The sequence below is a fragment of the Nocardia sp. NPDC005825 genome (genome assembly GCF_040630175.1).
Classification (GTDB): Bacteria; Actinomycetota; Actinomycetes; order Mycobacteriales; family Mycobacteriaceae; genus Nocardia.
Genome location: NZ_JBEXXC010000002.1, coordinates 276,745 through 299,480, shown reverse-complemented (window position 1 = coordinate 299,480; position 22,736 = coordinate 276,745). Strand labels below are relative to the sequence as shown.

Annotated in this window: 23 protein-coding genes; 11 read left to right on the top strand and 12 right to left on the bottom strand. The window is 68.3% G+C overall.

The window, feature by feature from the left end:
- The first annotated feature begins 121 nt into the window (after positions 1-121).
- A complete protein-coding gene (locus tag ABZ382_RS06005; RefSeq protein WP_357084798.1) occupies positions 122-3,130 on the top strand; it encodes a glycoside hydrolase family 38 C-terminal domain-containing protein in 3,009 nt (1,002 codons plus the stop codon).
- A gap of 21 nt (positions 3,131-3,151) precedes the next feature.
- Here the strand turns inward: ABZ382_RS06005 and ABZ382_RS06000 are convergent, their stop codons facing one another.
- On the bottom strand, positions 3,152-3,583 hold the full coding sequence (locus ABZ382_RS06000) for a hypothetical protein (RefSeq protein WP_357084795.1): 432 nt from the start codon (positions 3,581-3,583) through the stop codon (positions 3,152-3,154).
- A gap of 260 nt (positions 3,584-3,843) precedes the next feature.
- On the opposite strand from ABZ382_RS06000, the gene ABZ382_RS05995 reads away from it, so the two are divergent.
- Positions 3,844-4,071 (top strand): hypothetical protein, encoded by a 228-nt coding sequence (locus ABZ382_RS05995; RefSeq protein ID WP_357084792.1) that lies wholly within the window; start codon positions 3,844-3,846, stop codon positions 4,069-4,071.
- Positions 4,072-4,173: 102 nt separating this feature from the next.
- Here the strand turns inward: ABZ382_RS05995 and ABZ382_RS05990 are convergent, their stop codons facing one another.
- Both ABZ382_RS05990 and ABZ382_RS05985 read right to left on the bottom strand, forming a co-directional pair.
- Positions 4,174-4,524 (bottom strand): hypothetical protein, encoded by a 351-nt coding sequence (locus ABZ382_RS05990; RefSeq protein ID WP_357084789.1) that lies wholly within the window; start codon positions 4,522-4,524, stop codon positions 4,174-4,176.
- Between the two features lie 110 nt (positions 4,525-4,634).
- On the bottom strand, positions 4,635-6,014 hold the full coding sequence (locus tag ABZ382_RS05985) for an AarF/ABC1/UbiB kinase family protein (RefSeq protein WP_357084787.1): 1,380 nt from the start codon (positions 6,012-6,014) through the stop codon (positions 4,635-4,637).
- 222 nt (positions 6,015-6,236) lie between these two features.
- Between ABZ382_RS05985 and ABZ382_RS05980 the strand changes: the two genes are divergently transcribed.
- Positions 6,237-7,787, top strand: coding sequence for an acyl-CoA carboxylase subunit beta (locus ABZ382_RS05980; protein ID WP_357085885.1), 1,551 nt, complete (start codon positions 6,237-6,239; stop codon positions 7,785-7,787).
- Between the two features lie 16 nt (positions 7,788-7,803).
- Here ABZ382_RS05980 and ABZ382_RS05975 read toward each other — a convergent pair whose 3' ends face one another.
- On the bottom strand, positions 7,804-9,192 hold the full coding sequence (locus tag ABZ382_RS05975; RefSeq protein ID WP_357084784.1) for a lipase family protein: 1,389 nt from the start codon (positions 9,190-9,192) through the stop codon (positions 7,804-7,806).
- Between the two features lie 197 nt (positions 9,193-9,389).
- Positions 9,390-10,223 carry an acyl-CoA thioesterase domain-containing protein gene (locus tag ABZ382_RS05970; protein WP_357084781.1) on the bottom strand — a complete coding sequence of 278 codons (834 nt, stop codon included), beginning with the start codon at positions 10,221-10,223 and terminating at the stop codon, positions 9,390-9,392.
- Between the two features lie 143 nt (positions 10,224-10,366).
- On the opposite strand from ABZ382_RS05970, the gene ABZ382_RS05965 reads away from it, so the two are divergent.
- From ABZ382_RS05965 to ABZ382_RS05955, 3 genes are all read left to right on the top strand, one after another.
- Positions 10,367-10,951 carry a hypothetical protein gene (locus tag ABZ382_RS05965; protein WP_357084778.1) on the top strand — a complete coding sequence of 195 codons (585 nt, stop codon included), beginning with the start codon at positions 10,367-10,369 and terminating at the stop codon, positions 10,949-10,951.
- Positions 10,952-11,065: 114 nt separating this feature from the next.
- On the top strand, positions 11,066-11,419 hold the full coding sequence (locus ABZ382_RS05960; RefSeq protein ID WP_357084775.1) for a hypothetical protein: 354 nt from the start codon (positions 11,066-11,068) through the stop codon (positions 11,417-11,419).
- Positions 11,420-11,731: 312 nt separating this feature from the next.
- On the top strand, positions 11,732-11,980 hold the full coding sequence (locus ABZ382_RS05955) for a hypothetical protein (RefSeq protein WP_213554958.1): 249 nt from the start codon (positions 11,732-11,734) through the stop codon (positions 11,978-11,980).
- A 129-nt stretch (positions 11,981-12,109) separates the two neighbouring features.
- Here ABZ382_RS05955 and ABZ382_RS05950 read toward each other — a convergent pair whose 3' ends face one another.
- Together ABZ382_RS05950 and ABZ382_RS05945 are read right to left on the bottom strand one after the other, a co-directional pair.
- The gene (locus ABZ382_RS05950; RefSeq protein WP_357084772.1) at positions 12,110-12,997 is read right to left on the bottom strand and encodes a helix-turn-helix transcriptional regulator; all 888 of its coding nucleotides are present in this window, start codon (positions 12,995-12,997) and stop codon (positions 12,110-12,112) included.
- An 86-nt stretch (positions 12,998-13,083) separates the two neighbouring features.
- A complete protein-coding gene (locus ABZ382_RS05945; protein ID WP_357084769.1) occupies positions 13,084-13,314 on the bottom strand; it encodes a DUF397 domain-containing protein in 231 nt (76 codons plus the stop codon).
- Positions 13,315-13,700: 386 nt separating this feature from the next.
- Between ABZ382_RS05945 and ABZ382_RS05940 the strand changes: the two genes are divergently transcribed.
- Positions 13,701-13,892: a hypothetical protein gene (locus tag ABZ382_RS05940; RefSeq protein WP_357084766.1), complete on the top strand. Its 192-nt coding sequence runs from the start codon at positions 13,701-13,703 to the stop codon at positions 13,890-13,892.
- A 379-nt stretch (positions 13,893-14,271) separates the two neighbouring features.
- Here the strand turns inward: ABZ382_RS05940 and ABZ382_RS05935 are convergent, their stop codons facing one another.
- Positions 14,272-15,048: a GntR family transcriptional regulator gene (locus ABZ382_RS05935; RefSeq protein WP_357084763.1), complete on the bottom strand. Its 777-nt coding sequence runs from the start codon at positions 15,046-15,048 to the stop codon at positions 14,272-14,274.
- Between the two features lie 174 nt (positions 15,049-15,222).
- Between ABZ382_RS05935 and ABZ382_RS05930 the strand changes: the two genes are divergently transcribed.
- On the top strand, positions 15,223-17,229 hold the full coding sequence (locus tag ABZ382_RS05930; protein ID WP_357084760.1) for an APC family permease: 2,007 nt from the start codon (positions 15,223-15,225) through the stop codon (positions 17,227-17,229).
- A gap of 30 nt (positions 17,230-17,259) precedes the next feature.
- Here the strand turns inward: ABZ382_RS05930 and ABZ382_RS05925 are convergent, their stop codons facing one another.
- Complete coding sequence (locus tag ABZ382_RS05925; RefSeq protein WP_357084757.1) at positions 17,260-17,619, bottom strand: helix-turn-helix domain-containing protein; 360 nt, start codon at positions 17,617-17,619, stop codon at positions 17,260-17,262.
- Between the two features lie 59 nt (positions 17,620-17,678).
- Between ABZ382_RS05925 and ABZ382_RS05920 the strand changes: the two genes are divergently transcribed.
- The gene (locus ABZ382_RS05920; protein WP_357084754.1) at positions 17,679-18,443 is read left to right on the top strand and encodes an SDR family oxidoreductase; all 765 of its coding nucleotides are present in this window, start codon (positions 17,679-17,681) and stop codon (positions 18,441-18,443) included.
- A 24-nt stretch (positions 18,444-18,467) separates the two neighbouring features.
- Here the strand turns inward: ABZ382_RS05920 and ABZ382_RS05915 are convergent, their stop codons facing one another.
- Positions 18,468-19,127, bottom strand: coding sequence for a LysE family translocator (locus ABZ382_RS05915; RefSeq protein ID WP_357084751.1), 660 nt, complete (start codon positions 19,125-19,127; stop codon positions 18,468-18,470).
- Positions 19,128-19,296: 169 nt separating this feature from the next.
- Between ABZ382_RS05915 and ABZ382_RS05910 the strand changes: the two genes are divergently transcribed.
- Positions 19,297-19,647 carry a hypothetical protein gene (locus ABZ382_RS05910; RefSeq protein WP_357084748.1) on the top strand — a complete coding sequence of 117 codons (351 nt, stop codon included), beginning with the start codon at positions 19,297-19,299 and terminating at the stop codon, positions 19,645-19,647.
- A 4-nt stretch (positions 19,648-19,651) separates the two neighbouring features.
- Here ABZ382_RS05910 and ABZ382_RS05905 read toward each other — a convergent pair whose 3' ends face one another.
- Both ABZ382_RS05905 and ABZ382_RS05900 read right to left on the bottom strand, forming a co-directional pair.
- On the bottom strand, positions 19,652-20,968 hold the full coding sequence (locus tag ABZ382_RS05905) for an oxygenase MpaB family protein (RefSeq protein WP_357084745.1): 1,317 nt from the start codon (positions 20,966-20,968) through the stop codon (positions 19,652-19,654).
- Between the two features lie 4 nt (positions 20,969-20,972).
- Positions 20,973-22,004 carry an oxygenase MpaB family protein gene (locus tag ABZ382_RS05900; protein ID WP_357084742.1) on the bottom strand — a complete coding sequence of 344 codons (1,032 nt, stop codon included), beginning with the start codon at positions 22,002-22,004 and terminating at the stop codon, positions 20,973-20,975.
- Positions 22,005-22,070: 66 nt separating this feature from the next.
- On the opposite strand from ABZ382_RS05900, the gene ABZ382_RS05895 reads away from it, so the two are divergent.
- Positions 22,071-22,730: a TetR/AcrR family transcriptional regulator gene (locus ABZ382_RS05895; protein WP_357084739.1), complete on the top strand. Its 660-nt coding sequence runs from the start codon at positions 22,071-22,073 to the stop codon at positions 22,728-22,730.
- Positions 22,731-22,736: the final 6 nt, after the last annotated feature.

Here is a 22,736-nt window from a genome sequence, read left to right as displayed (position 1 = left end):
CTCGGGCGACGCGAGCGATCCGTCCACGCCAACGGTCCGATCATTCCGGCCGGCGGCCGCCGCGGCCGATAGAGTCGGGCCGGAGACGGTTCGCCGGTCACGCCCGATGGGAGCCACCGTTATGCACGATGACCGCCGGTTGATCGAGGGCAGGCTCGGGCGGGTGCTCGACCGCATCAAGCCCGCCGTGTATCCGGAATCGACGCCGATGCGGGTGTCGATCTGGGAAGCGCCGGGCGAACCGGTGCCGGTGGCCGAGGGTCTGGCCGCACCGCGAACACCGACGTCACCGGGCACTCCGTGGGGTGCGCCCTGGGGTACCAGCTGGTTGACCGTCGAGGGGACGGTTCCGGCGGAGTGGGCTGGACGCACCGTCGAGGCGATCATCGACCTCGGTTTCGACGCGAACCAGACCGGATTCCAGTGCGAGGGTCTGGTGTATCGCCCGGACGGGACGCCGGTGAAGGGGCTGCACCCGCGCAATCAGTGGGTGCGCATCGCCGCTCCGGCGCGCGGCGGCGAACAGGTGCTGTTCCATGTGGAGGCGGCGTCGAACCCGATCATCCCGTTCTTCGGGCCGACCGGGCTCGGCGACCTCGCCACCGCGGGCACCGCTCCCCAATACCGTTTGGGCCGAATGGATCTCGTCGTCTTCGATGACGACGTGTGGCAGCTGGTCCAGGATCTCGAGGTGCTCGGCGAGCTCATGCACGAGATGCCCGAGGACCCCGCGCGCCGGTACGACATCGTGCGGGCCATCGAACGCGCCCTGGACGCCATCGACCTGCAGAACGTGAACGCCGGGGCGAGCGCCGCCCGTGCTTGCCTCACCGAGGTGCTCGCACGCCCGGCCGTGCCGTCCGCGCACCTGATCTCCGCGGTGGGGCACGCCCACATCGACACCGCCTGGCTGTGGCCGCTGCGCGAGACCGTGCGCAAGGTCGCGCGGACCACCGCAAATATGACCGCGCTGCTCGACGCCGAACCCGACTTCATCTACACCATGTCCCAAGCGGCGCAATACGACTTCCTCAAACAGCACCGGCCCGAGGTGTACGCCCGGGTCAAGCAGGCGGTCGCCGACGGACGGTTCGTGCCCGCCGGCGGCATGTGGGTCGAATCGGACACCAATATGCCCGGCTCGGAAGCCATGGCCCGCCAGTTCGTGCACGGCAAACGGTTCTTCCTCGAGGAATTCGGCATCGAGAACGACGAGGCGTGGCTGCCCGACACCTTCGGCTTCGCCGCCGGACTGCCGCAGATCATCAAGGCCGCCGGATCCAAATGGCTGCTCACCCAGAAGATCTCGTGGAGCCAGACCAATACCTTCCCGCATCACACCTTCCTGTGGGAGGGCATCGACGGCACCCGGATCTTCACCCACTTCCCGCCCGTCGACACCTACAACTGCTCCATGCAGGGCCGCGAGATCGCCCACGCCGCCAAGAACTTCAAGGAGAAGGGCCGCGCCAACCGGTCCCTCGCCCCGACCGGCTGGGGCGACGGCGGCGGCGGGACCACCCGGGAGATGATCGCGCGCGCCGCCCGCCTGCGCGACCTGGAGGGCTCCCCGAAGGTGACCTGGGAGCGGCCCGCCGACTTCTTCGCCGCCGCCGAGGCCGAATACGCGAACCCCGCCGTCTGGGTGGGCGAGCTGTACCTGGAACTGCACCGCGCCACCCTGACCAGCCAGGCCAAGACCAAACAGGGCAACCGGCGCAGTGAGCACCTGCTGCGGGAAGCCGAACTGTGGGCGGCCACCGCAGCGGTCCGCACCGACTTCGAGTACCCCGCCGCCGACCTGGACCGGCTCTGGAAGACGGTGCTGCTGCACCAGTTCCACGACATCCTGCCCGGCTCGTCCATCGCGTGGGTGCATCGGGAAGCCGAGGCGACGTACGCGCGGGTGGCCGCCGAACTCTCGGCCATCATCGAACGGGCGCAATGGGCGCTCGGCGGCGAACGGTCCGGCTCCCACGTCTTCAACCCCGCCCCGCACGCCTGGCGAGGCGTCCCGGCCGGCGGCGCGGGACCGGTGGTGCCCGGCCGCGGCGCCACGGTGACCGAGCGTCCGGACGGCGGATTCGTACTCGCCAACGACCGGACCCGGGTCGAAGTCGACGCGCGCGGATTGGTCGTGTCGCTCTACGACCTCGGGCAGCGGCGCGAAACCCTGCCGCCGGGCGCGGCCGCGAATCTGCTCCAGCTGCACCAGGATTACCCGAACTCCTGGGATGCGTGGGACGTCGACCAGTTCTATCGCAATACCGTCACCGATCTGACCGAGGTGGACTTCCTCGTCGCAGAGTCCGGTGCCACCACCGACGTCTCCGTCCGCATCGGCCGCTCCTTCGGCTCCTCCACCGTCGAGCAGGTCCTCACCCTGCGCCCGGACACCGGGGCGCTGGACATCGCCACCACGGTCGACTGGCACGAGACGGAGAAGTTCCTCAAACTCGCCTTCCCCCTGGACATCCACGCCGACCGCTACGCCTCCGAAACCCAGTTCGGGCACCTGTACCGGCCCACGCACACCAACACCAGCTGGGAGTACGCCAAGTTCGAGGCCTGTAATCACCGCTTCATCCACCTGGCCGAACCCGGCTGGGGCGTGGCCCTGGTCAACGACTCCACCTACGGACACGATCTGACCCGCGCGGTGCGGCCCGACGGCGGCACCACCGTCACCGTCCGCGCGTCCCTGCTGCGCGCGCCGCGGTTCCCCGATCCGCAGACCGACCACGGCGCACACCATTTCCGGCACGCGCTGCTGCCGGGCGCCTCGATCACCGATGCCGTGCGCTCCGGATACCGGATCAATCTGCCGCCGGTCACCCCGGGCGTCGCCGAACCCGTGGCGCCGCTGTTCACCGTCGACAATGACGACGTGGTGACCAGTGCCGTCAAATTGGCCGAGGACGGTTCCGGCGATGTGGTGATCCGGCTCTACGAAGCGGGCGGCGGTCGCGCGACCGCTTTGCTCACACCGGATTTCGAGTACACCGGTTATCGCCGCTGCGACCTGCTGGAGCGGTCATTACCCGAGGAAAACGTCGCGGAAGCCACCGAGGCGGGAATTCGACTGCGCCTACGGCCTTTCCAGCTCGTCACGCTCCGGTTCACCCGGTAAACCATTGCGATCACCGGCTTTTCAGGACGACCTCACATAATCGAACCGGCGGCTGCTCTGATCCAGTGAGCGGAAATTCCCGACCTGCGTTCCCTGGGTCGGGCAGAGGAGGAATGTGCTCTTGACCATCGAGGTCGAATTCTCCGGCCGCGCCGCATCCTCACCGCTGTCGGCCATGCGCAGGGTGGCGGTGAATCCGCCCGACGGAATGACCGCGTACAGGCCCTCGCCGTTCCCGAGCCGGGCGCTGTGAAAAGTGAGTCCGCCCGCCCCGTCGAAACTCAGCACGGTCCCGGGTTCACCCTCGACGGCGAATTCCCCGCGGTAATCCCCCAGGCTCGATCCGCACGTGCCTGCGGCCGCGCTGATCGGCGCGTTCGCGGTCACCGCGGCGGAAACCGCCAGCGTGAGCGCCGCCGCGACGACGATCCTCGAACCAGGTCCAGCAGCCATCGTGCGTCCCTCCCGGTCAGGTCCTCCCGGCAGTCCACAATAGAACCGGATGAAACACCCCCGGACACGCCGGTTCGTAACCGAAATGTGGTCTGGCACAGTCCATAACACAATAGTCTGAAAACACACCGTTCCGACCGATTAGTTTGTCTGTGCCACAGTGGAATTCACCGAAATGTGCACACGATCAGCAGGTCGCGACATTCCGGTGATCCGGCAATGCCAGCAATTGCTTTGACCTGGTTGTAGCGTCGTACGACATGACGCAAAAGAAAGCGATCGGCCTGCTCGTCAGTGCGTTCGTTTGTGCGGCCGTATTCACCATGAACCCGTCCGCGGCATGGGGATCCGGCGACGTCGGGACCCCCGCGGCTCCCGGAGCTGTAGCGCCCAAGGGCCCGGCCGGCAATGGCCCCGCCGGAGTCGCCCCGGAGCGGATCGTCCCGGTCCCGCCGCCCGCCGGCGCGTTCCTCTGCCCGACCCCCTGATATCTCCATCCACCACTACCCCCGAAAAGTCCACCCACCGGCTCGTGCCGCGCCCGCCAGAACCGGGTCCGCGGCACGAGCCATTCGGGTGCTACGGGGAATTCAGGCCGCCAGGGCCGACGACAGCCGCCGCAGTTCCGCGACCGGTTCGGCGACATCCACCACCAGGCGCGTGAAATCCGCGCCCGCCAGTTCGATCAGCACGCCCTGACCGTCGAAACGGGTATCCCAGAACTCCTTGCGGCCCTTCCCGCGGAAGATGCCCGCGGCGATCACGCCCGGGAAGAACGTGCCCGGCGTCCGCAGCCACGGCGGGCGCAGATCCACCGGGGCGGGCGCCACGGCAGTGACCTGGGCCAGGTCGAAGCTCACGTGGTCGCGCAGCGCGAGCAGCTTGTGCGCGCCGGTGACCCGCGCCGTCACAGTGGTTCCGGTGACCTCGAATTCGACCATTCCGCACCTCGCACGCTCGCCCGACACTGTCTGCCATCCACAGTGCCGGGCGAATCTGGTCGTAGCCTGAGGGTTTCCTGACGCTTCTCTCAGGCTTGCGCGCGACCCTGTCAGTCGGTCGGCAGGGTGATGTTCTCCGCGGCGGCCTTGGCGGCCACCTCGGCGGGGAAGATATTGCGGAACAGGTACAGGTCGCGGCCGAGCTTCCAGCCGGGCGCGAGCGCCACCGCGTACCGCTCGAAGTAGCCCAGCTGCTTGCCCATCAGCACCAGCTGCTGCGGGCCGGACGCGCCGCGGCGCTTGCCGAACTCCAGCAGCCGCGCCGAGACCAGGCCCAGATCCAGTTTGTCCAGGCTGCCCGAGAGCACCGGGCCCAGCGCCGTCGCGAGCTGACGGCCGATGGTGGCGTCGTCGCCGCTGTCGTCGGCGACCAGGTCCAGGGCCCGCAGCGCGCGAGCCACCGGACGGAAGTCGTTGTCGATGGAGCTGGCGTAGAACAGCGCGCGCACGAACTCGCGCCACTCGGCCTCCATCCGGCCCACGATGCCGAAGTCGAGCATGGCCACCCGGCCGTCGTCGAGCAGCCACAGGTTGCCGGCGTGCACGTCGCCGTGGAAGACCCCGTGCACCGCAACCGATTCCATCCACGCCTTCACCAGGCGGCGGATCAGCAGTTCCGGTTCCGGGTGGGCATCGCGGATGTCGTCGAAGCGGTCCAGTGGCATGCCGCGCATGCGCTCCATGCACAGCACCCGGGGCGCGCAGAAATCCCAATACACCTCGGGCACGGCCACCTTGGTGTTGTCGCCGAAGGCCGACAGGTGTTCGCGGGCGCGGGCCTGGTTCTCGGCCTCGATCAGGAAGTTCAGTTCCGCGACCGTGGCCTCGTACAGATCCCGCACCACCGCTTGGGTATTGGCGACGCGGGCGTTCTCCGACCGCTTCTCCAGGGCGCGCGCCAGCTTCATGGCGGCGCGCAGGTCCACGATCATGCGCCGGGCGATCTCGGGCCGCTGCACCTTCACCACCGCGGGGCGGCCGTCGGGCAGCACGCACGCGTGCACCTGGGCGATGGAGGCGGCCGAGAGCGGTTCGTCGTCGAACTCGAGGAACAGCTCCGAGATCGGCTTGCCCAGATCGGCCTCGATGATGGCGCGCGCGTCCGCGGCCGCGAAGGGCGGGACGTCGTCGAGGCAGCGGAGGCAGGCGTCGGCCAGCTCGCGCGGGAAGGCGCCGGGCGAGGACGCGATGAGCTGGCCCAGCTTCACGAACATCGGGCCGAGCGTCTCGAAACCGTTCACCACGCCCTCGGCCGCGGCCCGCTTGCGCTTGGCCGGGCGCAGGCCCCCACGCAGCACACCGGCCACCACCGAGCCGCCCAGCACCGCGCCGACGACCGCGGTCCGCCGCCACTCCGAGAATCCGAAGGTGTCCAGGTCGGGCCGGATCACCTCGGGCGTCCCCGATCGCACAGTCATAGGTGAGCTCACGGGCGGCAGTGTATCGCTGACGGCGGCGGACTTCGCGCCATGGGCGGGGCCTGGCGCGGCACGTGACCGAAGCTCGACCGGCGCGAGACCGGGCACATCGCCCAGGCGTTCGCTGGTTAGGAAGTGGACATGCACGGTACCGTGGGCGGTCGAGTCGCGATCCGGCTCGACGCGGGCACCGATCGAGCCCGGCCATTGAAGGTGAAAGGCAAGACCTACGTAATGACGGGTACAGCGGAAAAGCTGGCGGAACTGCGCAAGCTCCTGGAGATCGCCGAGGAACCGACCGGCGAGAAGGGTATCCAGAAACGACTTGCCAAAGGCGTCGCCAGCGCCCGAGAACGGGTGAACATACTGCTGGACCCGGGCAGCTTCGTCGAAATGGGCGCGCTCATGCGCTCGCCGGGCCAGCCGCACGCGCTCTTCGGCGACGGTGTGGTCACCGGCCGCGGCCTGATCGACGGCCGCCCGGTCGTGGTCATCTCCCACGACTCGGGAGTGCAGGGCGGTTCGGTCGGCGAGACCTTCGGCCGCCGCGTCCGCCTGGTCATGGAGTTCGCGTACAAGAACGCCTGCCCGGTCGTGGTGATCAACGACTCCGGCGGCGCCCGCATCCAGGAGGGCGTGACCGCCCTGGCCTGGTACGCCACCATGTGCCGCCTGCAGGAGGACCTGTCGGGCTTCGTGCCGATGGTCGCGGTCATGTTCGGCAAGTGCGCGGCCGGCTCGGTGTACGGCCCGGTCAATATGGACGTGCTGGTCGCCACCGACGACTCCTACATGTTCGTCACCGGCCCCGAGGTCATCAAGGGCATCACCGGTGAGGACATCAGCGCCGAGGAGCTGGGCGGCGCGGCCGTGCAGGCCCGCAACGGCCTGCTGCACCACGTGGCCCGGACCGAGGTCGACGCGCTCAACTGGGCCCGCGAGTACCTCAGCTACCTGCCCAGCAGCTGCATCGAGGAGCCGCCGGTCATCAACCCGGGCCTGGAGCCCGAGGTCACCGACTCCGATCGGGAACTGGACCGGATCATCCCGGACTCCGATCGCCAGGGCTACGACATGCACGAGGTGCTGCTGCGCATCTTCGACGACGGGGCCTTCCTCGAGGTCGGCGAAGCGGCCGCGCAGAACCTGATCACCGGATTCGCCCGCGTGGACGGCCGTCCGGTCGGCGTCATCGCCAACCAGCCCATGGTGCTGGGCGGCGCGCTCGACGCGGCCTGCTCGGACAAGGGCGCGTACTTCATCCGCCTGTGCGACGCGTTCAACATTCCGCTCGTCTACGTCGTCGACACCCCGGGCGTGCTGCCCGGTGTCGAGGAGGAGCGCAACGGCGTCATCAAGCGCGGCGGCCGCATGTTCCGCGCGCTGATCGAGGCGACGGTCCCGATCGTCACCATCGTGACCCGTAAGGCGTACGGCGGCGGCTACGCGGTCATGGGCTGCAAGCAGCTCGGCGTGGACGTCAACCTGGCGTGGCCGACCGCCCGCATCGCGGTCATCGGCGCCGACGGCATGGTGACCGTCACCGGTAAGAAGACCCTCGCGGCCACCCCGCCCGAGCAGCGCGAGACCGTCCGTCAGCAGATGGTCGACTTCTACAACGCGCTCATCGACAACCCGTGGGTGGCGGCCGAACGCGGCTACATCGACGCGGTCATCGAGCCCTCGGCCACCCGCCTCGAGATCCGCAAGGCCCTGCGCCTGCTGCGCGACAAGAACGCGGTCCGCAAGCCCAACCCGCGCAAGCACAACCTCTTCCCGATGTGAGAAGGGCTGCCCGCGTTCAGCATTCGTTGGGCGCGGGTATCCCCTGCAATCTCTCGTCGAGCCAGGTCAGGGATTCGGGGTAGCCGGTGAAGGCGGCGATGAAGTGTTCGCCGACGACGCTGCGGTAGACGGCAGGCACGCCCAGGTCGCACTGCTCGCGGTAGAGGTTCTTCGCGCCTTCGGCGGGGACCCAGAATTCCTGTTCCCCGTTGAAGATGAACAGCGGCACCGGTGACTTCCTGCCGTCCATGCGGGTGATGGCGTAGATCTCGTGCGCCAGCTCGCTGTCGAGCGGATCGGGGATATTGGCGGCGATGTCGATGGGCAGCTGCAGCACGCCCGGCAACCCGAACACCTCACTGCACTGACTGTTGATCAGCTGCGAGGTCGTCACCCACTGCGCCAGGTGGTTCATCCGGGCCAGGATCTCGGGCCGCTCGCGGCCGATGCCGAACACCGCGCCCAGGAACACCCCCGAGGCGAGGTTGGCGTTCATCGAGCGCGCCAGGATGCTGAAGTCCGCGGGCACCCCGCCCAGCGCCGCGCCCACCACCACCTCCGACAGTTCGGGGGCGTACTCGGACATCAGCTTCACCGCGCCGTTGGTGGCGATGGCGCCGCCGGAGTACCCGATCATCCCGAACCTGCTCTCGCCCAGCTCATCCGGCAGGTAACCGCGGGTCGCGCGGATGGCGTCGAGGATGGCGTGCCCGGCCACCGTCGGCTCGGCGTAGGCCATGCGCGGGCCCTCGTGGTCGGTGATGAGCACGCCGTAGCCGCGCAGCAGCGCCAGCTGGGTGGTGGGCAGGACGTAGCCGGTCAGGTTGGCGGCCCGGGTAAACCCGTGCGCGAGCGTGTATCCCGGGTTGCAGTCGCGGCCCAGCGCGTCGATGGGCAGATTGTTGACCACCACCGGCCGCTGTCCCGGCCCGGTCCACGCCCCGACCGGCAGCACCAGACTGGCGATCCCGTAGGACGGCTCGTCGTGAGAGTCGTTGGTGCGGTACTTGAACTGGAGCACCTGCCGCACCGGCACGATCAGAGTCGGTGCGGCCGTGGCGGTTACGTCGCGCACCGCGACCATGCCGCCCGGGTCCAGGGCGTCGAGCCCGGCGGGCCAGTCGTCGATGAACGGATAACCGATCGCCGCGGGCATGGTGGCGGCCCGCAGCGCCGCCAGATCCGGTGCCAGCTCCGGAGTGTCGACCAGCGGCGACTCCGCGGGAGCCGGGGGCAGGGCGGGCGCCGGGAGCAGCTGGTCGATCCAGCGCTGGATATCGGGCAGGGAGATGCCGGGCGGGTTCGGTGCGGCTCCGGGCTCGGGTGGTTGTGCGAAACCCGGTGCGGCGCAGACCATGACGATCACGCAGCAGCCGATCGTCAAGGCGGCGGCCAGTCTTCGCAAGCGACGCACCACAACACCCCCACGGATCGGTCGGTCGGTGGTCCGCGAAGCCTACGGCGACGCACCACCTCGACACTCGGGAGTGGTCGGTTCGACGCCACTTCGAGACCGGTCCGTGCCCTAACCGGACCGCGTGTCACGCCCATCCCGTCATCGGTCCGCGATCTCGCGGACCGATTGCCGAGGGCGCGAGCGGGTTACAGCCGCTTGCGCATCACCATGTCGAGCTGAGCGTTGCTGATCTGGCGGCCCGAGTTCGACACCGAGGTCACCATGCAACTGCCGAAGGACCCGAGCCGGTCGAACAGCGTGGCCACACCCACCGCCAGGCCGTGCTCACTGAAGTGGCTGTCGGCCTCCACGCCGATCTCGGTGCCCACGGGCTGCCGCGAAAGGCCCAGCGTCATATCGGTATTGATGAACCCGATGCCCTTGTCGCCCCAGTTGGTCATCATGCTGGTCGCCTCGGCCACCACCGCGACCCGCACGAACGGGCTCAGCTCCTCCCCGGTCACCACCCGGATCGGGTTCTGCCAGGTGCGCTTGCGGTCGGCATTCTCGTGGTCGGTGGGCACCGAGTTCCACACCGGCGAGCCCTCGCCGCTGTTGAACAGCGGCGTCTGCGGCAGCGCCGAGGGCGGGGCGAGCTCGAGCGAGGGCGGCTGCGGTTCCCGCTCCCGCCGCCACAGCTCCCCCGGCGGCTGTTCGGACGGCTGCAGCAGCACGGCGGTAGCGCGCGCGGCGACGGTGCCGCCCTGCACCACGCTCACGTCGGCGACCCGGATCCGCCTGCCGTCGCGCACCCGCACGACCGGCGTCGTGGTGTGCTCGAAGCGGGCGGCGCTGAACAGGTCCACGGTCAGCCGAACGGGCACGAAACCCTCGGTGGCCTGGGTGCGTTCGAGCTCGCGCGCCAGCAGGCCGGTCAGGGCCGGCCCGACCACCTGCGCCGAGGACCACTGGCTGGCCGCGAACGACGTCGGGAAGAACCCGCCGTCCACCTCGTCGAAATACGCGGGCACATCCACCACGGCATCGGCTCCAGTCCACTCGAATCGATCAATTCACTGTTCCCAGAGCTAACACAGGCGTAAAACCCGTTTCAATCCGGGGCCCGCTGGGTGGGTGATCGAGTCGCGGATTCGGCGGGCCGGAGCACGGGTACGCCATCGACATGGTCCGCGCCATCGACCGGCTAGTCGACACCCTGACCCTCGCCGTACAGACCCTGCAGGACAACGACATTCCCTGCGCCCTCACCGGGGAGTGCGCGGTGTACGCCCGGGGCGGTCCCGTGACCGACACGCCTCCGGAGGTCGACGTGCTGCTGCGCCCGGCGGACCTGCCACGCGGGGTGCTGCTGCTGTCCGCCGCGGGCCTGCGGCCGCCGCGGGGGACCGAGTCCGAGCGGGCCACGCTCTACGACGGCGGGGTGCGGCTGGACCTGGTGTTCGGCACCGATCACCGGCCCGTCACCGACGCGCTACTGGCACGCGCCGAGCGGCTGCCCATCGGGCCGATCGCGGCGCCCGTGGTGACCGTGGCCGACTTCCTGGTGGACGAACTGACCGTGGCCGATCCGCAGCGGCTGGACTTCACGCGGCTGCTGCACATCGCACGGGAATTGCGCGCACAGGTCGACTGGGAGCTCGTCAGGACCGGGACCGCGGTCTCACCCTACGCACGCGCGTTTCTGGGCCTGCTGGACGATCTGGGCATCTCTGACGGCCACGACGGGGTGCGGGCGGGCCTGTTGTGATCGCCGTGCGACCGGGGTGGTTGTGCACCGGGGGCGACACCGTGTGATTCGGGCGAACCTGACCGGGTATCCGGTTGTTATCGGTTCTGCATTACTTCCGGAGAAAGGACAGTGATGTTGCCTGTCACTCCGTACGCCTACCCCGTCGCCCACATTCCGCCGGGCGGCGCCCACATTCCGCGCGGCGGCGTCGGCAATCGGCCGGGTGACACCGGCCGGCCGGCGGACCGGACCCCCCATCGACCACGGGCCATCCAGAATCTGCCGGGCCCGATTCTGACCGCCGCCGGAATCGTGTCGATCGCATTGACTTTGACTACCGCCGGGTACGGTGAGCTCACCTGGAGCGTGCTGTGCGGACTCACCGGGGCGCTCTGCCTGCGTTTCGGAATCGGCCTGATGGTCCTCGAACAGGACCGGATCAAAGCTGCGAAGGTCCAGGACAGGGCTGATCACGGCGATATTTGATCTTCAGCGAATTCCTGGATAAAGCGGAACACTCGTTTCTCTCCAGAACTTTCGATCGGAAGTACTGGGAAAGCCCTGTTCGGGCGACATTACAACCTTTCGCCAACCCTCGTTTCGCAAACTCATAGCATCCCGAAAAGCACTCTGACACTGCGAATTCGATGTTGCAGATGTACTTGCATCTGCGCAACGCACGGTCATAGACTCGTCGTTGCAAGGCACCAATAAGGGGACAACCAGAGAGCCGAGCGGTGAATCACCGGCGATTCTTCGCCCACGGTCAGCCGTCGGCCTGGCGTCAGGGGCGTTCGAATGAACCAGCCAATCAACCTCAGCCGACTCGGGTTTGCCGACAGAAGTCAGCCGGAGCAAACCTATTCACGTGAGACGGCAACCGCTTTCGTCATCCGCCAGGTCGAATCCACCGGAGCGGCCACTCGGTATGATTTTGACATCGAGCGGATCGTCACCACGGCCCACGCCATGGTGAACGACTGGGATCTGCACCACATGCAGCCGGAGGCGTTCTGGCGGATCGCTTCCAGCTTCATCAGGCAGTAACCGAATCCGGCCGTGCCGCAGACCCACCCGGTCCGTGACACGCTGATAGGGGCCCCGTGAGGGGCCCCTTATCCGTCTGCGGGGGTACCGCAGGGCAGCCGGCGCCGGTCCTGGGGACCAGCGCGGCGCTCAGTCGAGCTTCTCGGCAATCTTCGCCAGCTCTTTGCGAGAGCGCTCCGGCGGCTCCGCCTGCACGCTCAGCTGATCCATCACCTGGCGGTACAGCTCGAGGTCCTCACGGCGATCCAGGTACAGCGCGCTCGTGAGCTGCTCCAGATACACGATGTCGGGCAGTTCGGCCTCGGCGAAGCGAAGCATGGTGAACGAGCTTCCCGCAGCCGCGTGGCCACCCGCCCCGTACGGCAGGAACTGGATGGTGACATTCGGGCGCTTGGAGATCTCGATGAGGTACTCGATCTGACCACGCAGCACGCCCGGCCCGCCCACGGGACGGTGCAGGACCGCCTCGTCCAGCACGGCCCAGAAGCTGGGCGCGCCATCGCGGGTGAGTAGCTCCTGCCGACGCCGGCGCAGCGAGACGCGGCGCTCCCCATCCACGTCGTGCCCGAGGGCAACGACCGAGCGAGCGTAGTCGGGGGTCTGCAGCAGACCCGGGACCAGCTGTCCCTCGTAGGTGCGAATGGATTTCGCCGCGTGCTCGAGCCCCAGATAGGTTTCGAACCAGGATGGCAGCAGATCGCTGTAGCGGTGCCACCAGCCCGGCTGATTCGCCTTGCGAACCAGATCCAGGAACTGCTCGCGCTCGCCGGGATCGTCAACGCCGTACAGCGTCAACAGATCCCGGATATCGCGCTCCTTGAATCCGGTTCGCCCGAGTTCCAGGCGACTGATCTTGGCGTGGGATCCGCGGATGTGTTCACCCGCGGCCTCCCGCGTGATTTTGTTGAACTCCCGCAGCTTTCGTAGCTGGCTGCCCACCGCGATCCGCAGTGCGGTCGGGCCGCGTTCGGCGACAGCGGAATCCGCCTGCAGGTGGGCAAGGGGTTCTGCGATCATGAGGTCCACTCCGATGCTCGGGTTTGCCGGCAGTGGACTCACAACGGCTAGTCGCGAACCACCGCGCCGATTGCCAATGCTACCGCTCAGCGCGCGAGGTCGTCGAACTCTCCACTCTTCGCGCCTTGCAGGAACGCATCGATCTCCGGGCGCGTGTACACGATCAGCGAGCCTTCGGGGTCGCGCGAGTTGCGCACCGCGACGTGCCCGTTGGAGAGCGGGGCGAGTTCCACGCAGTTTCCACTGGGATTGCTGAAGGTGCTCTTGCGCCACAAGAGATTCGAGCGATCGATCGAGGTTGCCGAGATGTCCGTCATTTCAGACTCCTTGCCGGTACCGCCCGCAGACGGTGGTCCCAGTACTTGCAATTGTTCGATCAGATGTACTTACAGTTGCAACCGCAAGCACGACGATAGCACGCAGGTAGCCCATGATCGATGGCCTCGAGGCGGCACATCCTTTGCAACACAACAGATTTGATCTTGGAAACCCGTGTCCACGAGCGAAGTTGCGAAGGGAGAGCGGAGAATTCGGGTCAGTTCGTCCCGTTCGCCCGATTGTTCCGGAACCCTTTGTCCGAAAGGTCACGTGACGCCGGAATCTCTCCTCGACACCCGTGACGAGCGTGCAGATGTGCTTGCATCTGCACGATCCGAGCTCCTAAACTCGGTGCACCAATCCCCCACTCGGCCAGAGGCATCCCATGACACAGATGCTCGTCCGTCCCACCGATGCGGCCGCTCGCGGCGACCAATCCGGTGACTGCGAGGCGGAACCACGCACCCTCACCTACCGCCAGGCCCGCGCCGTCCTCCGTGCGCACGACCAGCACTTCGCCTGCCGGCAGTATCTGGCGGCCATAGCGTACCTCTCGGCCGACAACGACGTGGACTGACCGTACCGGGCGCGCGCACTATTGCGTTCGCGTCGATGCCCGATGACGAACAAGAGCGCGACTTCCCTTGCGTGACAGTGGGTCCGGCGAGTACCCCGGAGGGTGAATTGCCCCCGCGTGGAAGAGCGCCGAGATGTTTCTTATTGCCGCCCACGAGCTGCTGACCCAGATTCAGCACGCGCAGATCATCGACCCCACGCCCGAGACCCCGCCCGCGGCCCAGCCGCATCAGCGCTCGTCGGCGGCATCGTGGCGACGAGCGCGGGCACCATCATGAACGCGGTAATCGGTCAATAGCTCCCAATTCGGGCGCTCGAAAATCACCGAGAATTCTGCCAAGAGGGGTTGTCTGAGACGAGACCGACCCGTCGGCCCGAACTCACGCGGTCGCGGCCACCACACCGGCGTCGCCGGATCCGGCCGCACCGACCAGTTCCTCGAAGCGCGCCACCACTTTCCGGTGATACATGCCGAACAGATCCTCGAACAGCGCCAGCTGCGCCTCACTCGGACCGGCGTCGGATTCCCACACCGCCACCAGCGCCCGCCACACCAGCACGTGCAGATCCGGGGAGACCGCGAAGTAGGCCTCGACCGCCGCCGGCACCTCGAGCACCATCTCGCCGATCGAGTTGAGCACCGCGCGCTGCACCGAGAGCCCGAGCGCGGTGAGCATCCGGCGCAGCAGCCCGAGTTCGATGCTCAGCATCCGATACGGGTCCGGGTCCGTGCCGCGCGCAAGGGTTTCCAGTTCGTCGATCTCGGCCTTGAGTTCGGCCGGATCGAGCGGGCGCTCGCTGCCGGTGTAGGCCAGCAGCGCCTCGAGCGCGATCCCGCGTTCCTCGTCGACGATATTGCCGAACATCTCCGCGGCGATCTCCGGTTCCGGCATGGACAGCCGGAACAGCCGCCCGTACACGTCCACACCGCCCTCGGAGCGCACATCGCGGATCACGAATCCCTTGCCGCGGTGGGCGTCCACGAAGCCGTAGGATTCCAGCCGGCCCAGAATCAATTGCGCTGTAGCACGATTGAGGTCGAACTCCTCGGCGACCTGGCGGACGGACGGCATCAGACCACCGGGCTCGTACTCCCCGGATGCCACGCGGCGCGCCAATTCGTCGGCTACGTCGGCGACGACCGTCCGGTCTCCCATCGTGTCACCTCTCCAAAAACCCTCGATTACGTCCCAGACAGTCTAGGTGGTTGTTCGATCAACCGCACAAGTCTTCGAATCCGCAGGCAGCGGGGCCGGACAGTTCGGTATCTTTACGAATTCTCTACGGCATGGGGCTCCGATTCTCCCGGTTTCCAGACCTAGGCTGCGAGCGTGGTTTCACCGATCGACGTAGCCAAACGACTCGTGCTCGGACGGCCGTTTCGCAGTGATCGGCTCGGCGAGACCCTGCTGCCCAAGCGGCTCGCGCTGCCGATCTTCGCCAGCGACCCGCTGTCCTCGGTCGCCTACGCCACCCAGGAGATCCTGCTCATCCTGACCCTGGGCGGGCTGGCCTACCTGCACCTGACCCCGGTGGTCGCGGCGGGCGTGGTGGTCCTGCTGGCCGTGGTGGCGCTGTCGTATCGCCAGGTGGTGCAGGCGTATCCGTCCGGCGGCGGGTCCTACGAGGTGGTGGCCGAGAACCTCGGCGCGCTGCCCGGCCTGGTGGTGGCGGCCGCGCTGCTGGTCGACTACGTGATGACCGTGGCGGTGTCGGTGTCGGCCGGCGTGGACAACATCATCTCGGCGGTGCCCGACCTGAACGCCCACCGGGTGGCCATCGATCTGGGGTTCATCGTCTTCCTGACCGCCATGAACCTGCGTGGCGTGCGAGAGTCCGGCCGCGCCTTCGCGATTCCCACCTACGGGTTCGTCCTCGGGGTGTTCGCGCTCATCGTGGTCGGGCTGGGCCAGACCCTGCTCGGGCACACCCCGGTCGCGGAGAGCGCGCACTACGAGATCCACGCCGAGCAGGTGGGGCTGTCCACCGCCGGGGTCGCCTTCCTGCTGCTGCGGGCCTTCTCCTCCGGCTGTACCGCGCTCACCGGCGCGGAGGCCATCTCCAACGGGGTGCCGGCCTTCCGCAAGCCCAAGGCGCTCAATGCCGCGCGCACCATGACCGCCATGGGCGCCATCGCCATCGCCATGTTCTCCGGGGTGACGGCGCTGGCCATGATCACCAAGACCAGGGTCACCGAGAACACCTGCGACATCATCGGATTCGCCGGGGACTGCCACAACGACGCGCAGAAGACCGTCATCGCGCAGATCTCGGCGGCCGTGTTCGGCGGCAACTCGCTCGCCTTCTACTACCTGATGGTCACCACGGCGCTCATCCTCATCCTGGCCGCCAACACCGCCTACAACGGCTTCCCGCTGTTGAACTCGATTCTCGCGCAGCACCGCTACATGCCGCGCCAGCTGCACACCCGCGGCGACCGGCTGGCCTTCTCCAACGGCATCATCCTGCTGGCGGTGGCGGCGGGGACGCTCATCTACGCCTTCGACGGGTCCACCACCCGGCTCATCCAGCTCTACATCATCGGTGTGTTCACCTCGTTCACGCTGTGCCAGACCGGCATGGTGCGGCACTGGAACCGGGAGCTGCGGACCGCGCGGAGCTCCGGCGAGCGGCTGCGAATCCACCGGGCGCGCTTCATCAATGCCTTCGGCGCGTGCTTCACCGGGGTGGTGCTGGTGGTCGTGATGATCACCAAATTCACCCACGGCGCGTATCTGGTGGTCATCGCCATGCCGATCCTGGTGGCCATCATGTGGCTGATCCACCGGCACTACACGTCGGTGCGCGGCGAGCTGGCCATCGATCCGCACGATATGGAGATGCTGCCGGGGCGGGTGCACGCGCTGGTGCTGGTGTCGGGCTGGCACAAGGCAACACAGCGGGCGGTGCAGTTCGCGCGCGCGACCCGGCCGGACACGCTGATGGCGGTGACGGTCAATGTGGACGACGCCGATACCCGCGACCTGGCCCGGGACTGGGAGCGCTTCGGGGTCGGCATCCCGCTCAAGGTCATCGAATCGCCGTACCGGGAGATCACCCGTCCGGTGCTGGACGAGATCAAGCGGCAGCGCAAGTCGCGGCCCCGGGATGTGGTGAGCGTGTTCATTCCCGAGTACGTGGTGGGTCGCTGGTGGGAGAACCTGCTGCACAACCAGAGTTCGCTGCGGCTCAAGGCGCGGCTGCTGTTCGAGCCGGGGGTGATGGTGACCAGCGTGCCCTGGCAGCTGCATTCGTCGCGCTTCCGCGCCGTACCGCGTGAGGAGCACACGCCGGGTGAGATCCGGCGGGGCATCACAGGATCCGGCGACCGGGTCTGATCTTCCGCGCCGCCGAGCCCCGCGGCGCCCTTACCCGCCTTCGGTGTCGCGGGTGCCCTCGAGCTTGTCGGCCCACCGCTCCGACCACTCCCATACGCCTTCCAGGACGCGACCCAAGTCCTTACCGGCGGTGGTCAACTCGTAGGACTTGTCGGGCCGCTTGAGCACGACCTCGGCGTCGGCGAGCCGCTGCAGGCGCACCGACAGCATGCTCGACGAGCAATTGCCCATGCGGCGGCGCAGTTCCAGGAAGCCCAGTGCGCCCGGCTCCAATTCCCAGATCACGCGCAGGATCCAGCGCTGGCCGAGCAGGTCCATGGCGGCCAGGAGCGGGGCGGCCGAGTCGTCGGCACGGCTGTTGGCGGGCGGTGGCTGACTTGCGCTTCTCATTTCGAAGTACCAATGTAGTACTTCTGAATTAGAAGCACTCTGGTGGATGGAGGTCGCGCATGACTACGACGACAGGGAACGGGCGGCGCATCGTGCTGGTCACCGGGTCCTCCCGCGGTATCGGCGCGGAGACCGCGCGGGTGCTGGCGGGCCGGGGCGACCACGTGGTCGTGAACTACCGGGAGAAGCGCAAGCGAGCCGAGACCCTGGCCGCCGAGATCGCCGCCGCGGGTGGCAGTGCCTCGGTGGCGGGTGCGGACATCGCGGATCCCGAGAGCGCGCGGGCGCTCGTCGAGGGTGTGGTGGCCGAGTTCGGCCGCCTGGATGTGCTGGTGCTCAACGCCTCCGGTGGTCTGGAGCGCGATGCCGCGCCCGACTACGCCATGCTGCTCAATCGCGACGCCCAGACCGGGCTGGCCGCGCTCGCGCTGCCACATCTGCCCGCGGGCGGCCGGATCGTGTTCGTCACCAGCCACCAGGCCCACTTCTCCCCCACCCGCCAGGCCCCGCCCGGCTACGAGCAGATCGCCGCGAGCAAGCGGGCCGGTGAGGACGCGCTGCGTGCCATGACCGGCGAATTCGCCGACCGCGGAATCGGTTTCACCGTGGTGTCCGGCGACATGATCGACGGCACCATCATCGTGCGCCTGCTCGAGCGCCGCGACCCCGACGCGGTGACCCAGCGCCGCGACCAGGGCGATCTGCCGACGGTCGAGGAATTCGCCACCGCCGTCGCCGACGCCACCACCCTGGACGCGCCCCTGGGCCACACGGTCTACGTCGGCGGCCAGGACTTCCTGTCGGCGCCTGCCTCACCCCGTTGACCTGGCCCGGCAGTCCGCTGCGGGTCAGCGGGCGTCGGCCGCGAGGCCCAGGCCGAGCGCGACGAGGATCGCGGCCAGGGTGCGTTCGATGCGGTGGCGAATGCCGGTGCGGCGCAGCCAGGTTCCGGCGCGGTCGGCGGCCAGGACGACGCCGACGCACCACGAGGTGTCGATGACCAGCTGGATGGCGGCCAGGATGAACACAGTCGGCAGCACCGGGCCGCTGCCGGGTAGGAACTGCGGCAGAATCGTCAGGCCGAAGACCGCGGCCTTGGGGTTGGCCGCGATGGAGATCAACGAGGCGCGGAAGGCGGCTGCGGGCGTGCGGCCGCCGGGCAGCGCGGCGGTCAGCGCCGCACCGAAGGCGTCGTCGGCGCGGGCCCCGCGATCGCCGCGGGTGCCACGCCAGGCCTGGATTCCCAGCCAGATCAGGACGAACGCGCCGATCAGGTGGATGCCCACGTTCAGGATCTGGTTGGCCACCAGCAGCGCCGACAGTCCCGCGCCTCCGGCGACCGTCCACCCGAAGATGCCGATCTCATTGCCCACCACGGCCGCCAGCCCCGCGGCCCGCCCGTCGCGCACCGACCGCTGCAGGAACAGCGCGGTGGCCGGTCCGGGCAGCGCGGCCAGGATGAGCGAGGCGAGGGCGAAGGCGGGCAGCACCTGAATCCAGTGGGGCATGCCTCGATGCTGACACACCACCCCATGACTTCGGCGAGGGGTTTTCACCGGAATGCCGCACTCCGCACCCCTGATCGGCTGGTCGGGGCGTGCCACGCCGCCGTCGCGGGGACGATCATGGTGGTATCCAGCGTGGGAACGGGTAACGCCAGGGCGAGGAGGTGCGGCGATGGTCAATGACGTGGAGAAGCGGTGGAACGATCCGGAGATGCTGCGGCACGCGACCCGCTACGTGCTGAGCGTGCTCGGGATCGCGGTGGGGGGCGGCGTGATCGTGCTGGTGTGGGCGTCGGCCCGGGATCGGTGTCTGAACGCGGGGTCGGTGCTGTGCGACGGGACCTCGAAGGTGGTGGTGGGCCTGGTGCCGGGCGGAGTCCTGCTCGCCGGTGGCATCCTCGCGCTGGTGCTGGCGTTCCGCGCGTGGCGGGCCGGGCGGGCGTGGCCGATCTGGCAGGGCGTGGGCTGGTTCCTGTTCACGCTGATGGTCGTGTACCTGGGCATCGTGGGGTCGCAGGGCTGACCGATCAGACCGGGCAGCTCGCGGCGTCCGCGGTGCTGTCGTGGTGGTCGAACGGAGTGCCGCGGATGCCGGCGCGGGCGGCGAGGTAGCGCGCGACGCGGGTGTTGCGGTCCCACATGGGGTCGATGTGGCGGGCACGGCGGACCATGCGGGCGCGAGCGCCGGGCAGCCGGTCGTCGAGCGCCCGGAGCCGGACCTGAGTGGCCGCGGCCAGCGCGGTGAGCTGCGAGAAGGGTTGCAGCGGGACCGAACTCAACGGGGTGTCCGCGAGCAGAGCCCGGACCAGAGGCGCGCCGCTGTAGTAGGCGAGTGCGCCGAGCAGCGGTGCGGTGGCGGCGATTTGGAGGCGACCGGTCGGTGTTCCGGTAGTGAAGCGCCGGGTGGCGGCCCCGGCCATGGCGGCGGTCCACTGCGGGGCCACGCCCGCGGTGGCGACCATGTAGTCGGCCTGCTCCATCCCCTCGGCCGCCGTCCGCGGGACGAGTTCGTCGGCCACACCGAAGACGTGCGCGATATAGGCCCAGTAGTGCATCACCGCATCGAGCTGCCGGGTGGTGCTGCGCCGCCCGTGCACGTGGTCGAAACAGATGGGTGACAGACCGAAGGTGACCGCCGCGCCCATGGTGGTGGCGTTGGAGATGGGGTTGCCGTGTTCGGCGAAATGCTCGTCGCCCCAGGTGCGCCGGAGCATGGCTCGCACCTGGGCGTGCATGAGCCGGACCCGCACGGTGTCGTGGAAGATCGCGTTGCGGCGGTCCAGCGCTCCGGGCGCGGTGACGCTGCGGAACCAGACCGAGGATTCCAGGCCGCGCCGGTACGGGTCCCGCACGAACCGCCCGGTCTGACCAACGGCGGAGGCGACCTCCGCGCCGACGAAGGTGCCCATGAAGTCCTGCACGCCCATGGCCATCTTGCCCGCGAGCGATACGTTGATCCAGAGCCGGCGACCGTACTCCCACAGGTCCGGGTCGTACCAGTCGGGCGGATCATCCAGCAGCGCGAACAGATTCACCAGTTCCGGCAGCGGGTCGTCGAGGCTGTCGATGCCGTGGGTGAGGGCCTGGTTCAGCATGCGGCGACCGCCCGCGGATCCGAGGCGGCCGAACGCCGCGACGAGCGCGTCCATCGGTTCGTCGCCCTGCCACAGGTGATCGGCCATGAGCCGGGCGCGTGGCGTCTCGACGGGTTCGCGGCGCACGTCGATCCACGCGCCCAGCAACGCTTTCCGCGGTTCGAACCACAGGTCGGAGGCCACGGCTCGCGGCGGTGCCGGGCGCAGCGGCATCCCCGGCCGGTAGTAGTAGTCGTACGGGTGAGTCATGGCGTCACCACCCTGTCAGCTGGCGGAATCTGGTGATCCGGTCCGAGCCGCGATCGGCGTGGACCGGGCAGTAGTGCTTGCCCTCGGCGCGGTGTCCGGCGGCGGGCCACAGCATTTCGGGTGCTTCGGGCGGCGGCAGCCAGGCCGGGCGGCTCCCCGCGACTCGGCGGCGGGCGGCGTGAATACGCGGGAAGAAGTACTTGACCCCGTCGGGTGTCACCCGGTTCATGGCCGACAGCGTCCGGCAGAGCCGCTCGAACCGCCGCTGGTCGCGGTCGGTCCAGGTGAAACCCATGATCCGGCGGATCTCCGGATCGCACAGCCCGATCGTCACGAACCGATAGAACTGCCCGCCCGCGGGCCGGACGAGGTGTTCCCACAGTGGTGTCGGCAGCCGTCGCACCAGCGGGAACGGCGGTACGGGCACGGTGTCGACGAGCTGGAAGACATCGCGGGCGGCCTTGGTCGGTTCCAGGGTGTCGCGGCACATGCCGGCCCAATAGCGTTGGAAGGCGGGCCAGCTCGTCGGCACCACCCGCATGCTCATGCCGTACAGCTCGTACCAGCGATAGTGCTCGCGCCAGAGTTGTTCGCGCTCGGCCTCGCTCAGCCCGCCCATGAAAAGGTCGGCGGCACGCAGGTTCTGGACGAAGAACACCGCGTGCGCCCAGTAGAAGGTGCCCGGGTCCAGCGCGTGGTATCGGCGGCCCTGCCCGTCGACGCCTTTGATGTCACGGTGATAGCCGACGATCTCCCGTGCGGTCCGCCCGGCGCGCTCGCCGTCGAACACCACCCCGTAGATCGGATACAGCGACCGCAGAATTCGTTGATAGAACTCGTCGTGGATCTCGGAATGGAATTCGACTCCCGCTCCGAGCCCCGGGTGCATGTTCTGCACCATCCCGACGAACAATGCACTGGGCAGGAAGTACAGCGACCCGAAGGTCTTCCAGGTCAGCGAATCCGGTCCGAGCGGACCCCCGGGCTCTCGGATCTCCCGCGGCCCCTGGTCCGACACCACGTTGTGTGACACCATGTGCCAACGCTGACACGACTTTTCGCTCGCCTTCAATTCGCATTTCCGGATCTCGCCCGAATCGCCATGACATCGAAACGCCGCACCCCGAAATCACCGGTGCCGCCGCCGCGTCGGACCCCGCAGCAGGATCGTTCGCGCGCCATGGTGGCCCGCATCGTCGACGCGGGCCAGCGGGTGCTGATCACCCACGGCTACGATGGCGCGTCGACCAATCGCATTGCGGCGGCGGCGGATATCAGCCCGGGTTCGCTGTATCAGTACTTCCCGAACAAGGACGCGATCGTGGCCGCGGTGATCGAGCGCTACACCGTCGAGGTGGCCGAGCGGGTCCGCGCACGGGTGCTGTCGAATATCGGCCGTCCGCCGGAAGTGTCGGTGCCGGAGACGATCTCGTATCTGATGGATGCGCTGGGCAATGACCGTGAACTGTTGCGGGCCGTGGTCGAGCAGACGCCACGGCTTTCGGCGGCGGGCCCGGTGGTGGCGTTCGAGCAGCAGATCGGCGAGCTGGCCCGGGTCGCGCTGTCCATGCGGCAGTATCCGATTCCGGCCGAGGTGGACGCCGATGCGGCGGCGTGGATGCTGGTGCGGACGGTCGAGCATCTGACCATCCGCTATCTGCTGGACGGTCCGCCCATCCCGCGGGAGCGCTTCCTCGCCGACATCACGCGGCTGATCCTCAACTACTTCCGCGAGCCCGTGTCGCGAGCCGAACGCGAGTGATGGTTC

Bases quoted from the DNA above. Each gene is read 5' to 3' on its own strand.
- ABZ382_RS06005 (WP_357084798.1), top strand. From the start codon at position 122: ATGCACGATGACCGCCGGTTGATCGAGGGCAGGCTCGGGCGGGTGCTC.
- ABZ382_RS06000 (WP_357084795.1), bottom strand. From the start codon at position 3,583: ATGGCTGCTGGACCTGGTTCGAGGATCGTCGTCGCGGCGGCGCTCACG.
- ABZ382_RS05995 (WP_357084792.1), top strand. From the start codon at position 3,844: ATGACGCAAAAGAAAGCGATCGGCCTGCTCGTCAGTGCGTTCGTTTGT.
- ABZ382_RS05990 (WP_357084789.1), bottom strand. From the start codon at position 4,524: ATGGTCGAATTCGAGGTCACCGGAACCACTGTGACGGCGCGGGTCACC.
- ABZ382_RS05980 (WP_357085885.1), top strand. From the start codon at position 6,237: ATGACGGGTACAGCGGAAAAGCTGGCGGAACTGCGCAAGCTCCTGGAG.
- ABZ382_RS05965 (WP_357084778.1), top strand. From the start codon at position 10,367: ATGGTCCGCGCCATCGACCGGCTAGTCGACACCCTGACCCTCGCCGTA.
- ABZ382_RS05960 (WP_357084775.1), top strand. From the start codon at position 11,066: ATGTTGCCTGTCACTCCGTACGCCTACCCCGTCGCCCACATTCCGCCG.
- ABZ382_RS05955 (WP_213554958.1), top strand. From the start codon at position 11,732: ATGAACCAGCCAATCAACCTCAGCCGACTCGGGTTTGCCGACAGAAGT.
- ABZ382_RS05950 (WP_357084772.1), bottom strand. From the start codon at position 12,997: ATGATCGCAGAACCCCTTGCCCACCTGCAGGCGGATTCCGCTGTCGCC.
- ABZ382_RS05945 (WP_357084769.1), bottom strand. From the start codon at position 13,314: ATGACGGACATCTCGGCAACCTCGATCGATCGCTCGAATCTCTTGTGG.
- ABZ382_RS05940 (WP_357084766.1), top strand. From the start codon at position 13,701: ATGACACAGATGCTCGTCCGTCCCACCGATGCGGCCGCTCGCGGCGAC.
- ABZ382_RS05935 (WP_357084763.1), bottom strand. From the start codon at position 15,048: ATGGGAGACCGGACGGTCGTCGCCGACGTAGCCGACGAATTGGCGCGC.
- ABZ382_RS05925 (WP_357084757.1), bottom strand. From the start codon at position 17,619: ATGAGAAGCGCAAGTCAGCCACCGCCCGCCAACAGCCGTGCCGACGAC.
- ABZ382_RS05920 (WP_357084754.1), top strand. From the start codon at position 17,679: ATGACTACGACGACAGGGAACGGGCGGCGCATCGTGCTGGTCACCGGG.
- ABZ382_RS05915 (WP_357084751.1), bottom strand. From the start codon at position 19,127: ATGCCCCACTGGATTCAGGTGCTGCCCGCCTTCGCCCTCGCCTCGCTC.
- ABZ382_RS05910 (WP_357084748.1), top strand. From the start codon at position 19,297: ATGGTCAATGACGTGGAGAAGCGGTGGAACGATCCGGAGATGCTGCGG.
- ABZ382_RS05905 (WP_357084745.1), bottom strand. From the start codon at position 20,968: ATGACTCACCCGTACGACTACTACTACCGGCCGGGGATGCCGCTGCGC.
- ABZ382_RS05900 (WP_357084742.1), bottom strand. From the start codon at position 22,004: ATGGTGTCACACAACGTGGTGTCGGACCAGGGGCCGCGGGAGATCCGA.
- ABZ382_RS05895 (WP_357084739.1), top strand. From the start codon at position 22,071: ATGACATCGAAACGCCGCACCCCGAAATCACCGGTGCCGCCGCCGCGT.